Below are 13251 nucleotides of genomic sequence, written 5' to 3'. Positions count from 1 at the left end.
CGCCGATGACCTCGTTCGCCCCGTCCACCGCGTACACCGTGCTGGTGCTGCTGGTCGCCGCCGAGCGGCTGGCCGAACTGGCCACCGCGCGGCGCAACGCGGCGTGGAGCCATGCCCGCGGCGGCGTCGAGCACGGCCGCGGCCACTACCCGGTGATGGTGCTGCTGCACACCGGTCTGCTGGCCGGGTGCCTGGTGGAGACCGGGTGGGGCGGGCGGCCGTTCGTGCCCGCGCTCGGCTGGCCGATGCTCGTACTCGCCCTGGCCGCGCAGGCGTTGCGCTGGTGGTGCATCCGCACGCTCGGGCCGCGCTGGAACACCCGGGTGATCGTGGTGCCGGGGCTGCCGCTGGTGGACGGCGGACCGTACCGGTGGATGAGCCACCCCAACTACCTCGCGGTCGTCGTCGAGGGCGCGGCGCTGCCGCTGGTGCACGGCGCCTGGATCACCGCGATCTGCTTCACGCTGCTCGACGCGCCACTGCTCGCGGTCCGGCTGCGCTGCGAGAACGCGGCGCTGGCGCTCGCCCCCGACGCGGCGCCGGCCGTCGCGGTGGCCGCGCCGTGATCGACCTGCTGGTCGCCGGGGGCGGGCCGGCCGGGCTGGCCACCGCGATCCACGCGGCGCGCGCGGGGCTCGACGTGGTGGTGGCCGAGCCCCGGCCGGGTCCGGTGGACAAGGCGTGCGGCGAGGGGCTGATGCCCGCGGCCGTACACGCGCTGGCCGACCTCGGGGTGGCCGTCGGCGGGCGCCCGCTGCGCGGCATCCGCTACGTCGACGCCCGGTACGAGGCCGAGGCGCACTTCCGGGCCGGGCCCGGGCGGGGGGTGCGGCGCACCGAGCTGCACGCGGCGCTCGCCCACCGGGTCGCCCAACTCGGCGTGCCCGTGCTGCCGTTGCGGATCGACGCGGTACGGCAGGGCCCGGACGGGGTGACCGCGGCCGGACTCGCCGCGCGCTACCTCGCCGCCGCGGACGGGCTGCACTCCCCCATCCGGCGCACCCTGGGGCTGTCCGGACCGCCCGATCCCGCGCCTGCCCGCTACGGCCTGCGCCGGCACTTCGCGGTGCCGCCGTGGACCGACTGCGTCGAGGTGCACTGGTCCGCCCGCGCGGAGGCGTACGTCACGCCCGTCGGGCCCGACCTGGTCGGCGTCGCCCTCCTCACCTGCGACCGCGCGCCCTTCGACCACCACCTCGCCGCCTTCCCCGCGCTCGCGGCCCGCCTGCCGCCCACCGCGGCGACCCCGGTGCGCGGCGCCGGGCCCCTGCGGCAGCCGGTCCGGGCCCGCGCCGCGGGCCGGGTCCTGCTCGTCGGCGACGCCGCCGGCTACGTCGACGCCCTCACCGGCGAGGGCGTCTCCCTCGCGGTGCGCGGCGCCGCGGAACTCGTCCGCTGCGTGCGGTCCGACCGGCCGGAGGCGTACGAACGCGCGTGGCGCGCGATGTCGCGGCGGCACCGCGCCCTCACCACCCTGCTGCTGCGGGCCCGCGGCAACCCGGGGACGGCCCGGCGCATCGTGCCCGCCGCGGCGCGCTTCCCGGCGCTGTTCGCGGCCGTGGTGAACCGGCTCGCGTGAGGCGCCCGGTGCTGCGCCGCCCGCCGACGGCGCGCCCGGGCGGACCGGTCCGGCTCGGTTCGAACCGCTTCAGCCCACGCCGTAGCTCGACGAGGAGAAGCCGGGGACCGAGTAGCCGTTGAGCACCCACAAGGGCGCGGTGTACCACAGGAGCGCGACCCCGACGAGCAGCAGGGAGCCCATGACCGGGAGCAGGAACCCGGGCAGCCGCTTGCTGCGGACCACGATCACCTTCGCCACGAACGCCCCGTAGAAGGCGCACCCCGTGAACGAGTGGATCGCCACGCGCGGGGAGCTGGTCTCGATGCCGTAGGTGACGAGGCAGTGGAACGCGATCGGCAGGGAGAACAGGAAGAGGAAGTAGCCGAGCACGCGGTGTCCGGTGCGTACCGGATGCGGCGCGGCCCGCACCCCGGGGATGCGGCCGAACATCCACAGCGCGAGCCCGTACTGGATGAGGACGAGGCAGAGCAGCGCGCTGCCGAGCCGGGCCTTGAGGTCGACCGCGTCGGTGCCGTGCTGCCCGTAGATCCCGCTGTTGTAGTCGGGGGTGTGTTCCTTGCCGAACGCGTAGATCCCGAAGCCGACCGCGATGGGGACCAGGACACCGAGAGCCAGGAGTGCGGCGCGGGCGCCGGGGCCGCGCCGCTCCTCGTGGGGCTCGCCCGCCATCCGGCTCAGCTCGTGACCTGCTTGCCCTTGGCGTTCACGACGTACCACAGGGCGCCGAACTGGTTGAGGCCCTGCCCGTTGGTCTGGCCGGCCTTGGTGTCGCCGACGTAGTAGTACAGCGGGTGGCCGTTGTAGCTGACCTGCGTGGCGCCGCCGGAGCGCTTGGCCGTGCCGAGCAGCGACTTGTCCGCGCCCTTGCCGGGTTTGGCGGCGCCCTTGGTGGTGAGCAGGGGCGGCCAGGCCGCGGCGCAGGCGCCGGTGCAGGTGGAGACGTTCTTCTGCTTGTCGGCGTCGAACAGGTAGAGCGTGCGGCCCTTGGCGTCGACCAGGATGGCGCCGAGCTTGCCCTCGGTCTTGGTGGCCACGGTGGCCTGCCCCTTCGCGATCGCCGCGCTGGCCGTGGCGGAGGCGCTGGCCGCCTTGGAGGACACCTTGGCGGACGCGCTGGCCGCCTTGGACGACGCGCTGCCCCCGGAGGAACCGCCGCTGGACGCCGAACCGGCGGCTGAGGTGGCACTGCTGCCGGACGAGCAGCCGGTCAGCACGGCGGCAAACAGGGCTGCGGCGGCACAGGTGGCCGCCCTGGCGGTGCGCTTCATCAGGGGCTCCGAGAGGTGAGCTGGGCGATTTGCTCACAGCGTCGCGCCCGGCCGCCGCGCGCCCTGCTCCCGGCGCACGCACGCGCCGCCGAGACCACCCTTCCGGCGGATTCCCGCAGCCGGCGTGCCCTGGATGGAATCGCGCCGGCCCGGCAAGCGTTGACGTCGGTGGACAGTTGTGATGACCACGAGTGGGAGGACCGAGATGGCCGCGCAGACGCAGAGGGCCGTACTGGCCGGCGGGTGCTTCTGGGGGATGCAGGACCTGATCCGCCGGCAGCCGGGCGTGACCGCGACCCGGGTCGGCTACACCGGTGGCGACGTGCCGAACGCCACCTACCGCAACCACGGCACGCACGCGGAGGCGATCGAGGTCCTCTTCGACCCCGAGCGGACCGACTACCGCGCGCTGCTGGAGTTCTTCTTCCAGGTCCACGACCCCAGCACGAAGAACCGCCAGGGCAACGACATCGGCCTCAGCTACCGCTCGGCGATCTACTACGTGGACGACGAGCAGAAGCGGATCGCCGAGGACACCATCGCGGACGTGGACGCCTCCGGTCTGTGGCCGGGCAAGGTGGTCACGGAGGTCGAGCCGGCCGGCCCGTTCTGGGAGGCCGAGCCCGAGCACCAGGACTACCTGGAGCGGTACCCCGACGGGTACACCTGCCACTTCCCGCGGCCGAACTGGAAGCTGCCGGCCCGGGCCAGGGGCTGACCGCGGACACCGCGAGAGGGCGGGGCCGCCAGGCCCCGCCCTCTCCCCGGCGTGCGTGCTCAGGACGCGTACGCCTCCAGTTCCACGATCCGTGAGTACGTCACGCCCTCGTTGCTGGCCAGGGTCACGATGCGCAGGGCGGTCGCGGTCTGCGCGGCGAAGGTCGAGCTGACCTCGCCCGCGGTGTTGCCGCGTACCTGGGCGGCGGTCTGCCAGGCGCCGTCGACCTGGAGTTCCACGTCCCAGGCGGACAGTCCGTAGCCCGCGGCGGGGTACTTCACCGAGTCCAGGGTGTACAGGTCCACCCGGCCGACGGAGACGGGCGTGTCGAAGGTGACCTGGAGCCAGTCGGGGAAGCTGCCCTTGGTGGAGTCGTTCCACCCGGTGGTGGTGCCCCAGTCGGCGGAGTCGCGGTCGCCGTCCACCGCGCCGCAGGCCGGGTAGTGCGGCAGGTTCTCCGAGGACGCGGAGACCGGCATGTAGCGCACCAGGTTGCCGGTGTCGTTCACCGGCGCGGGCTCGACCTGGACCGGCAGCGACAGCTGCTGGTCGCCGGCGTGCACGGTGATCGTGTACGCGCCCGGCGGGGTCGTCCGCGGCGCGCTGACGTCGATCTCGACCTTCAGGGTGTAGCCGGACGGCAGGTAGCTGGAGACCAGCGACCGGGAGACCGTCAGCGGCGCGGGCGCGTCGATGAACGCGTCGGCGTACACCGCGGAGCTGCCCGCGTTGCCGAACCGGAGCTGGAAGCCCTGGACCGCGCAGGGCACCGGGTCGACCAGCACGTGGTCGACGTCGGAGCCGAGGGTGAGCTGCTGGGCGGCCCCGGCCTTGGCGGGCGCGGCGGCCAGCGCGGGCGCCACCGCACCGAGCGTCACGAGCATGACAACAGCGGCGACGACGGCGAGCGCGCGGCGGCGCGCCGACCCGAGGAACGTCTTCGGCATGGTCTCCCCCTACGCCGGGTTCAGGCCGGGGTGCCCGGCCTCGACGGTGAACTTCCTGATGGTGCTGATCGGCGCGCCGACCCGGTCGATGTACGGCACCGCCCGGTAGGACGCGTGCAGTTCGTGCGGGGTCAGCTCGACCACGATGTAGCCGCGCCGCTCGTTGACGAGCTTCAGGTGCGGGTTGTGGTCGAGGAAGTTCTGGCCGTTGGCGGAGACGTCCACGCCGTTGCCGCCGCTGCTGATGGAGGTGCCGACGAGTTCCACGCCGATGGTGGGCGAGTCGGGGTCGTCGAAGTCCCGCTTCATGTCCATGGCGTAGGCGGCGTGCACGTCGCCGGTGACCACCACGGGGTTGCGGGCGCGCAGCCCGGCCAGGCCGTCGAGGATGCGGGTCTGCTCGGCGGTGTAGCCGTCCCACGCGTCCATGTTGAAGGTGGGGGTGCCGGCGGCGTCCAGGTCCATCCGGCTCATCACGACCTGGTTGGCGAGCAGGTTCCAGGTGGCGCGCGAGGCGCGCATCCCGTCGAGCAGCCAGCGCTGCTGCTGAGCGCCGGCGAAGGTGCGGGCGGGGTCGTCACGGCCCGGGTTGTCCGGCTTCCACAGGTCGCCGTCGGCCTGGTCGGAGCGGTACTGCCGGGTGTCGAGCACGTTGATCTCGGCGAGCCGGCCGAAGGTGAAGCGGCGGTAGAGCAGGTAGTCCGGGCCCTGCGGCGCGGGGGTGCGCAGCGGCATGTGCTCCCAGTAGGCGCGGTAGGCGCTGGCCCGGCGGACGGTGAAGTCGTCGATCGGGTCGAGGCTCTTGGAGTACAGGCCCGCGTAGTTGTCCTGCACCTCGTGGTCGTCCCAGGTGCCGATCCACGGCGTGTTCTGGTGGGCGGCCCGCAGGTCGGGGTCGGACTTGTAGAGCGCGTACTGGAGCCGGTAGCGGTCGAGGGTGTCGGCCTCGGTGCGGAACTGGTCGGGCACCGGGTCGGTGGTGTTGCGCAGACCGCCGGCGGCGGAGATGCCGTACTCGTAGATGTAGTCGCCGACGAAGAGCACCGCGTCGACGTCCTCGGCGGCGAGGTGGGCGTGCGCGGTGTAGTAGCCGTCCGGCCAGGACTGGCAGGAGGCGACGGCGAATCTGAGTCGGCCGGGGTGGTCCCAGGGATCGGGGGCGGTTCTGGTCCGGCCGACCGGGCTGAGGTGGCCGTCGACCTTGAACCGGTACCAGTAGTGCCGGCCGGGCTGGAGCCCTCGCACGTCCACGTGCACGCTGTAGCTGTACTCCGGCTGCGCGGTCGCGGTGCCGGAGCGCAGCACGTGCCGGAACCGCTCGTCGGCGGCGAGCTGCCACTGCACGTCGACCGCGTGGTACGGCATGCCGCCCAGCGGTTCGTACGGCTGCGGGGCGAGCCGGGTCCAGATCACCACCGCGTCCGGCAGCGGGTCGCCGGAGGCGACGCCGAGGGTGAACGGGTCGCCGGGCAGCGGGGTGGCGGCGCTCGCCGCTTCCGCGTGCGCGACGTTGACCCCGAAGGCGAGTGCGGTGGCCGCACCCGTCACGGTGAGGAACCGCCGCCGGGTCTGCCGTGCCGCCTGCCGTGGGAATTCGTCGGATGTCACGTGTCGGGCTCCTTCCAACGTCCGGCGGCCGGCCGGAATTCCGGCGGCCGCCTGTTCATTAGCAAGGTGCCATATGGACGCCGAACGACCTCTCATCGAGCGGAAGATGACCGGAAACCGTCCGAACGCCCTTCCGCGGCGCATTGTTTACGCGTCCTCACATGCGGAATTCATTCGGCCGTTTGGCGGAACGAAGGGTGCCGCCGGGTGCGGATCGCACCCGGCGGCACCGGGGAAGGCGGATCAGGGCGCCAACGCCCCGGGTTCCCGGCTCAGGACGGGAAGACCGGGGCCGGCCAGCCGCCGCAGTACGGGGTGCCGTCGATCCCGGAGTTGCCGCCGCCGTCGGTGACCGCGAAGTTGTTCCCCTCGCAGTTGTAGACCGGCGAGGAGGCGCCGATCCCGGTCGCGGTGACACCCGTGAACGTCGCGGCGCCGCCGGTCTGCTCCTGAAGCGCGAACGTCCCGGCCCCGCTGATCGTCACGTTGTTCAGGCTGACCCCGCTGATGGTGCCCTCGACCCACTGCACGGCCTCGTACGGGCTCTGCTTGATCAGCAGGTCGGAGACGTTGATCGGGCCGGTGATGGCGCCCTGGCTGCCGTCGAACCACAGCGCGCCCACGCCGAACTGCCAGTTCGGGTCGAGGCTGCCGTCCCGCACCAGCGTGTTGTCGCTGATCGTGGTGGTGCCGACCGGCGTGGAGGTGAAGCGCTGCCCGACGTGGATGCCGCCGCCCTGCGTCAGCCCGGTGTCCTGGACCAGGTTGCCGCTGACGGTGTTGTCGTGGCCGCCGTAGATCGCGATGCCGTTGGCGAGCATCTGCAACTGGACGGTGTTGTCGGAGATGGTGTCGTTGGCGTCGGCACCCAGCGAGGAGTCCGCCCAGGTGGCGATGCCGTCGTCACCGGTGTTGCGGATGTCGCTGTTGGTGACCGTCGAATTGGTCACCCCGCCGTGGAAGTTGATGCCGTCGGCGGTGGTGTCGCGGATGCGCATCCCGCTGAAGCTCAACTTGTCCATCGGGCCGTCCATCCACGCCCCGACCTTCATGTGGTCGATCCACACGTCCGACACCGACGAGTCGCTCATCGCGCCGCCGATCCCGTTCACCTGCGCGTTGTCGTCGCGCTCCTGGACGTCGCCGAAGATCGCGAAGTCCTTGAGGTGCACGTTGCTGCTGGGCGACGGCGCGGAGTTGCCGTAGAAGCCGGGAGCCGCGCCGGTGACGGTGGAGTACCACATGCCGGCGCCCGCGACAGTGACGTTGTTGACGCTGATGTGGCCCGGGACCTTGAAGGTGCCCGGCGGAATCCACACGGTGCCGCCCGACCCGGCCGCGCTGACGGCGGCGTTGAACGCGTCCGTGGAGTCGGCCGCGCCGGTCGGGTCGGCTCCCTTGTCGACCACCGACACAGACCCCGAGGGCTGGGACTGTGCCGCGGCGACCTGTTCGAAGTCGGCGAGGTCGAGGGTGTAGGAGGACGCGCTGTCGCCCGCGTCGACCTGGAACTTGAAGGTGGTGCCGGCCGGATACGTCGTGTCGAAGAGCCGGTGCGCCTCGTCGTAGAAGTGATGCGGGTTGCTGCCCGGCGAGTTGGTGAACGGGTAGCTGCCGTAGTACCAGGAGTACGCGTTCGTCAGCGTGAAGTCCGGCTGCTTGGTGCCGTCGACGTACAGCGACAGCGGCGCCGTGTACACCGAACCGTCCGCGGAGTCCGGGATGCTGTAGCGGAAGTCGATCGAGTTCGTGGCGACCGGCGTGGTGAACGTGACGTACTTGCCGGAGCCCTGCAGCGTCACCGCCTTGCGGTTCGACGCCTCGTCGGCCAGCTGGCCCTGGGCGTAACTCGGGCCGATCACCGAGCCGTTGGTGGCGGAGTCCTCCGCCTGCACCTCGCTGTAGGGAAGGCTCGCGCCGCTGCCGCCGGTCGCGGCGGCGAACGCCGGAGGGGCGCTCAGCGCGAGCGCGCCCGCCGAGGCGAGCAGCGCGGCGCAGCCGCCGAGGGCGGCCGCCCGCCGGAGACTTCGAAGGGGTTGGGACATGTCTTGCTCCTTTCCGCACACCGCCCCGTCGGCTCCACCGGCGGCACCGCGCCCGCCTCACGACGGCGGACAGGGTGGGACTCAAGGAGCCAGAGGGAGTCGAGGGAGCAGAGTGGCGTGGGTCACGACGCAGAGGACCGTAACCCCTGGGATACAGAGCCGCAATATCCGAATCCATTTTCGTTGATTCCTTGCAGTGGCTTGCAAGAGTGCGCGCACGACGTCGGGGTGAGGGTGTGGTGAGGCCCGCGTGCGGGTCCGTGAGGGGAGTGTGCGGGGTTTGCGCGCGAGCCCGGGCGGGGATGCGGTGGCGGGGTTCCGGCGCGGCGCGAACCGGCAGGTCGGACGGCCGCTCGGGTGGAATCGGGCGACCCGGGCACGGGCCGGCCGTCACGGGGACGGCGAAGTGCGCGACCGCGGTGTTACGTTGCCGCGCATGGTCGAAAGCATCACAGCGAGGCAGTTCCACGAGGCGGCCGGCGTCGATGACTGGCGGGTGCTCTTCGCGGGGGCGAGCGCGCACTTCCGCACCGGGTCGTTCGCGACCGGCGTCAAGCTGGTGGACGCGATCGGCGCCCTGGCCGACGCGGCCAACCACCATCCCGACGTGGACCTGCGCTACCCGGGGGTGACGGTGCGCCTGACGACGCACGAGGTCGACGGGTTGAGCGAGCGCGACGTCGAACTGGCCCGGGCGATCTCGGCGGCCGCGCGGGAACTGGACGTGCCGGCCGACCCGACCGCGCTGAAGTCCGTCCAGGTCGGGATCGACGCCCTCGTCGGCTCCCGGGTGATGCCCTTCTGGCGCGCCCTGCTCGGCTACCGGACGGCGAGCGAGGTGGACCTGGTGGACCCGGGCGGCAGCGAACCGCCGTTCTGGTTCCAGACGATGGACGCACCGCGCACGGAACGCAACCGCCTGCACATCGACGTCTCCGTCCCCCACGACCAGGCCGAGGAGCGGATCGCGGCGGCGATCACCGCCGGCGGCCGGCTGATCTCCGACGCGCACGCGCCCGCCTGGTGGACGCTGGCCGACCCGGAGGGCAACGAGGCGGACGTCGCGACCTGGATGGGCCGCGACTGAATCCTGCCGTCAACCCTGCCCCCGGGCCCTGCCCTCCGGCACGCGCCCGGCACCTGCGAGACACCTGCCGGGCGAAGGGTCCGGCCGACACGTTCCGCCGGACCCTCGTCAGGTCCGTCAAGTCCGGCCGCCGGGCGGGTCGCACGTCAGGTCGGCCGCCGGGCGGGTCGCACGTCAGGTCCGGCGGGGCCGCCGTCGCAGGACGTCGGCGAGCACCGTGGTCACCAGCTTGTCGACGGCGGCCGTGGTCGGCGGGTCGGGGTCGGCGTCGGGCTCGCGGTCGGAGCCGGGGCCGGAGCCGGAGTTACGGTCGAGGTCGAGGTCGCGGTCGGAATCGCGCTCGCGGTCGCGGTCCGCGAACAGGAGATGCCCGCCTCCGACCAGGGAGAGGGTGAGCGAGTCGATGTCGGCGTCGGCCGCGATGCGGCCCAGTTCGCGCTCGTCGGCCAGGTACGCGGAGACCGCGGTCGCGACCTGGGCGAGGATCGCGATGCCGCCGCCGGGCCTGGCCTGCCGCAGCCGCGCGCGCAGCTCGTCCCGGAAGGTGATGAGCGGGATGATCGCCACCGGAACCGGCCCGAACAGGGCGGTCAACGCGCCGGTGAGGTTGCCGGCCACGGTGCCGGTGCCGACGGCCTCGCGCAGCGCACGCGCCTGCGTGTCGAGCTGTGCGGCCCGGTCGAGCACCAGCTCGGTGAGGAAAGCGTCGAAGTCGGCGAAGTGCCGGTGCAGGACGCCCTTGGCGCAGGCCGCCTCGTCGGTGACGGCCCGGCTGGTCAGCCCGTTCGGGCCGTCCCGCAGCAGCACGCGTTCCGCGGCGTCGAACAACTGCTGCCGCGCGTCGCGCAGGTGTACCCCGGTCGGCACGTACCGATCCTCTCGTCCGCCGGTCACCCGGCATCCGTTGGCAGATGGGCGCTTGCCCACTAAAGTGAACGCATGCCCACTCTACCGCGAGAGCAACCGGAACCGGCGCCGCTGTACCAGGCTCGGCAGATGGCCGAGTCCTTCGGCACGGACCCGCGACGGTATGACCAGGCCCGGCCGCCCTACCCCGACGACCTGGTGGCGCGGATCGCCGCCGGGAGCCCGGGGCCCGACGTGCTCGACATCGGCTGCGGCACGGGCATCGCGGCCCGCCAGTTCCAGGCGGCCGGCTGCACCGTGCTCGGGGTCGAGCCGGACGCGCGGATGGCCGGCTTCGCCCGGACCCGCGGCCTGCCGGTCGAGGTGGCGGCCTTCGAAGCCTGGGAGCCGGCCGGCCGGGCGTTCGACGCGTTGATCGCCGCCCAGTCGTGGCACTGGGTGGACCCGACCGCCGGCGCCGCGAAGGCGGCCCAAGTCCTGCGTCCGCAAGGGCTCCTGGCGATCTTCGGGCACGTCTTCGAGCCGCCCGCCGAGGTGGCCGAGCCGTTCGCCGCCGCCTACCGCCGGGTGGCGCCGGACTCCCCGTTCAGCACCCAACCGGCGCGACGCCCGCTGGAGTTGTACCAGGCGGGGTACGCCAAGATCGCCGACACCATCCGCGGGACCGGGCGGTTCGACGACCCGGAACACTGGCGGTTCGACTGGGAGCGGCCCTACACGCGCGACCAGTGGCTGGACCTGCTCCCCACCACCGGCGGCCTCACCCGGCTCCGCCCCGACCAACTGGCCGAGATCCTGGGCGCGGTCGGCCACGCCATCGACGCCCTGGGTGGCGGGTTCACGATGCGCTACACCACTCTGGCGACCACGGCCGTCCGCGCCGGCACCCCGTGACCCGCCGCTGAACGACGGATGCCCGCGACGCGGACCCCGCCTACCGCAGGCCGTCGAGGAACTCGATGACACGCTGGGTGAGCGACTCGGCCGCGGCCTGGTCGTAGGACGGCAGCGAGGAGTCCGCGAACAGGTGCTGCTTGCCGGGGTAGAGGAACAGCTCGGCACGCTCGGTGGCGGCGGTCAGCTCCTTGGCGGCGTCGAGGTCGCCCTCGTCGGCGAAGAACGGGTCACCGTCCATCCCGTGCACCTGGACCGGGACGTCGGCCGGCCATGCCTCGCCGAACTCGGACACCGGGAGGCAAGCACTGATCAGCAGGGCGCCCTTCGCCCCGGCGCGGGTCTGGGCCAGGCGCTGGGCCGGCATGACGCCGAGGGAGAAGCCCGCGTAGACCACCTCGCCGCCGAGCGGCGCGGCAGCGGCGACGCCACGTTCCAAGACGGCGCCGAACCCCGTCCGGCTCGCGTAACCGACGCCCTGTTCCAGGGTGTCGAAGGTATGCCCCTCGTAGAGGTCCGGCACGTGGACGGTGTGGCCTGCCCGGCGGAGTTCGGCCGCGAACGCCTCGACTCCGGGCGTCAGCCCCTGGGCGTGGTGGAACAGCACGACCTCGGCCATGGCTTGCCTGCTTTCGACTGGTGAACGATCCAAATTTCTCGAACGATCGGCGATGCTAGTCTCATCGGACCATGGCGAGCAACACTCCCGACTACGACCTCGACGAGACGATCGAGCTCACCACCGCCGCGCAGGTGCGGGCCATCAGCGACCCCCTGCGCACCACCATCCTCGGCCTGCTGCACGAGCGCGCCGCGACCGTCACCGAGCTCGCCGCCGCGGTCAAGCGACCGAAGAGCACCGTCGCGCATCACGTCGGAGTCCTGGCCAAAGCCGGTCTGCTGCGCGTGGTACGGACCCGCCGGGTCCGGGCGATCGACGAGCGCTACTACGGCCGCACCGCCCGGATGTTCTTCGTCGGCCTCGGCCGGCAGACGGCCGACGGCCCGCTGCCGCCCGACTTCAACGATTTCGAGGTGGCGGCGAAGGAATCGGCCGCGGCCTACGAGCTCGGGCAGTTGCGCGGGTTCATCCGGCGGGCCCGGATCTCGGAGGAGCGGGCGGCCGAGTTCTGGGAGCGGGTCGAGCAGGTGATCCACGAGTTCGACAGGCTGCCGCGTTCCGGTGAGACGGTCCACGGGTTCGCCGTCGGCCTGTATCCGATCCCCGACCACCCGACGCTGCCACCGCCTCCGGGCACGGGCGAACAGGGCTGACGCGTCGGCCCGCCCCTCCGGCCACCCCGGTCCGCGCGCCCTTCCCCTCGGGTCACCGTGAGCCGCCGGCTACGTCGCCGTGGCCGTACGAGCGCGGGGGCGGCTCAAGAGGACTCACCAGACGTCGCACCTTGCGGAAGAGCGGCCACGACGCTTTGCAAAGCGTGCTACTTTGCAAAGCGTTCGGTCGGGCGGGACGTGAAGGGCGTTGGCGACCATGGCAGTTGGGCTCGGGGGCGGCGCATCCGCGCGGGAGCAGGCACGGGAGCAGGCGCGGGCACGCGTACGGGTCCAGGGCCGGCCGGTCGCCTCGTATCCGCGTGTCGCTCCCGAGGTCGAGCGCGGCACAGTGCGTCGTATCACCGTCGTCGGCGAGGAGGTGCTGGCGCGGCCCTGCCGCGAGGTCGTGGAATTCGGCGGCGCGGACCTGGCCCGGCTGGTCGACGACATGTTCGCCACCAACCACGTCGCCGGCGGCGCGGCCATCGCGGCCAACCAAGTCGGCGTGGAGCTGCGGCTGTTCGTCTGGGACATCACCGACGAGTGGGGAGTGCGGCACGTCGGGCACATCCTCAACCCGGTGCTGGACGAGGTGCCGGCCGCGCGCCGCCGGCTCGTGGAGGAGCCGGAGGGCTGCCTGTCGGTACCGGGGCCGTATGTGCCGCTCGCCAGGCCGGACCGCGCGGTGGTGCGCGGGCGCGACAAGGACGGCGCCCCTCTCACGGTCGAGGGGCGCGGCTACTTCGCCCGCTGCCTCCAGCACGAGACCGACCATCTGCACGGCCACCTCTACCTCGACCGGCTCGCCGCGCGCGAACGCAGGTCCGCGCTACGGGAGATGGCCGCGGGCAAGGACGCCGTGCTCGCCCGCCGCGCCGCCAACGCCGCGCGCCTGGGCAAGGAGTATCCGCGGGAGCCGCCGGCGCAGCGGCGTTGACGCGGAGGCCGGCGGGAGGTCGG

Annotated in this window: 15 protein-coding genes; 8 read left to right on the top strand and 7 right to left on the bottom strand. The window is 72.7% G+C overall.

Annotated elements, in window-relative coordinates:
- Positions 1–5: 5 nt before the first annotated feature.
- On the top strand, positions 6–566 hold the full coding sequence (locus tag ACIPAE_RS30710) for an isoprenylcysteine carboxylmethyltransferase family protein (protein WP_329370994.1): 561 nt from the start codon (positions 6–8) through the stop codon (positions 564–566).
- Positions 563–1579: an NAD(P)/FAD-dependent oxidoreductase gene (locus ACIPAE_RS30705; RefSeq protein ID WP_402449641.1), complete on the top strand. Its 1017-nt coding sequence runs from the start codon at positions 563–565 to the stop codon at positions 1577–1579. Before ACIPAE_RS30710 ends, ACIPAE_RS30705 begins: the two co-directional genes overlap by 4 nt.
- 69 nt (positions 1580–1648) lie before the next feature.
- On the opposite strand, the gene ACIPAE_RS30700 is transcribed toward ACIPAE_RS30705, so the two are convergent.
- Positions 1649–2251: a DUF6529 family protein gene (locus ACIPAE_RS30700; protein WP_366410600.1), complete on the bottom strand. Its 603-nt coding sequence runs from the start codon at positions 2249–2251 to the stop codon at positions 1649–1651.
- A 5-nt stretch (positions 2252–2256) separates the two neighbouring features.
- Positions 2257–2616: a hypothetical protein gene (locus ACIPAE_RS30695; RefSeq protein ID WP_402449638.1), complete on the bottom strand. Its 360-nt coding sequence runs from the start codon at positions 2614–2616 to the stop codon at positions 2257–2259.
- Here ACIPAE_RS30695 and ACIPAE_RS30690 point away from each other — a divergent pair.
- Together ACIPAE_RS30690 and msrA are read left to right on the top strand one after the other, a co-directional pair.
- Positions 2594–2869, top strand: coding sequence for a hypothetical protein (locus ACIPAE_RS30690; protein WP_402449636.1), 276 nt, complete (start codon positions 2594–2596; stop codon positions 2867–2869). The genes ACIPAE_RS30695 and ACIPAE_RS30690 overlap by 23 nt on opposite strands.
- 186 nt (positions 2870–3055) lie before the next feature.
- Positions 3056–3568: a peptide-methionine (S)-S-oxide reductase MsrA gene (msrA, locus tag ACIPAE_RS30685; protein WP_329370987.1), complete on the top strand. Its 513-nt coding sequence runs from the start codon at positions 3056–3058 to the stop codon at positions 3566–3568.
- A 59-nt stretch (positions 3569–3627) separates the two neighbouring features.
- Here the strand turns inward: msrA and ACIPAE_RS30680 are convergent, their stop codons facing one another.
- From ACIPAE_RS30680 to ACIPAE_RS30670, 3 genes are all read right to left on the bottom strand, one after another.
- Complete coding sequence (locus tag ACIPAE_RS30680; RefSeq protein ID WP_402449634.1) at positions 3628–4515, bottom strand: discoidin domain-containing protein; 888 nt, start codon at positions 4513–4515, stop codon at positions 3628–3630.
- Positions 4516–4524: 9 nt separating this feature from the next.
- A complete protein-coding gene (locus ACIPAE_RS30675; RefSeq protein ID WP_402449632.1) occupies positions 4525–6123 on the bottom strand; it encodes an alkaline phosphatase D family protein in 1599 nt (532 codons plus the stop codon).
- Positions 6124–6395: 272 nt separating this feature from the next.
- A complete protein-coding gene (locus ACIPAE_RS30670) occupies positions 6396–8168 on the bottom strand; it encodes a glycosyl hydrolase family 28-related protein (RefSeq protein ID WP_366410598.1) in 1773 nt (590 codons plus the stop codon).
- A 436-nt stretch (positions 8169–8604) separates the two neighbouring features.
- Here ACIPAE_RS30670 and ACIPAE_RS30665 point away from each other — a divergent pair, with 436 nt between their 5' ends.
- Complete coding sequence (locus tag ACIPAE_RS30665; RefSeq protein WP_402449630.1) at positions 8605–9255, top strand: VOC family protein; 651 nt, start codon at positions 8605–8607, stop codon at positions 9253–9255.
- A gap of 174 nt (positions 9256–9429) precedes the next feature.
- Here ACIPAE_RS30665 and ACIPAE_RS30660 read toward each other — a convergent pair whose 3' ends face one another.
- Complete coding sequence (locus tag ACIPAE_RS30660) at positions 9430–10122, bottom strand: TetR/AcrR family transcriptional regulator (RefSeq protein ID WP_402449628.1); 693 nt, start codon at positions 10120–10122, stop codon at positions 9430–9432.
- Positions 10123–10194: 72 nt separating this feature from the next.
- Here ACIPAE_RS30660 and ACIPAE_RS30655 point away from each other — a divergent pair, with 72 nt between their 5' ends.
- A complete protein-coding gene (locus ACIPAE_RS30655) occupies positions 10195–11016 on the top strand; it encodes a class I SAM-dependent methyltransferase (RefSeq protein ID WP_402449626.1) in 822 nt (273 codons plus the stop codon).
- 40 nt (positions 11017–11056) lie between these two features.
- Here the strand turns inward: ACIPAE_RS30655 and ACIPAE_RS30650 are convergent, their stop codons facing one another.
- Complete coding sequence (locus ACIPAE_RS30650; protein ID WP_366410595.1) at positions 11057–11635, bottom strand: dienelactone hydrolase family protein; 579 nt, start codon at positions 11633–11635, stop codon at positions 11057–11059.
- A gap of 71 nt (positions 11636–11706) precedes the next feature.
- Between ACIPAE_RS30650 and ACIPAE_RS30645 the strand changes: the two genes are divergently transcribed.
- Complete coding sequence (locus tag ACIPAE_RS30645; protein WP_402449623.1) at positions 11707–12291, top strand: ArsR/SmtB family transcription factor; 585 nt, start codon at positions 11707–11709, stop codon at positions 12289–12291.
- A 217-nt stretch (positions 12292–12508) separates the two neighbouring features.
- Positions 12509–13228 carry a peptide deformylase gene (locus ACIPAE_RS30640; protein WP_402449621.1) on the top strand — a complete coding sequence of 240 codons (720 nt, stop codon included), beginning with the start codon at positions 12509–12511 and terminating at the stop codon, positions 13226–13228.
- The last annotated feature ends 23 nt before the right edge of the window (positions 13229–13251 follow it).

It is taken from the genome of Streptomyces sp. NPDC087270 (assembly GCF_044744625.1).
Classification (GTDB): domain Bacteria; phylum Actinomycetota; class Actinomycetes; order Streptomycetales; family Streptomycetaceae; genus Actinacidiphila.
Note: the sequence above shows the minus strand (reverse complement) of the source record. Positions and strands in the feature narration are given on the sequence as shown.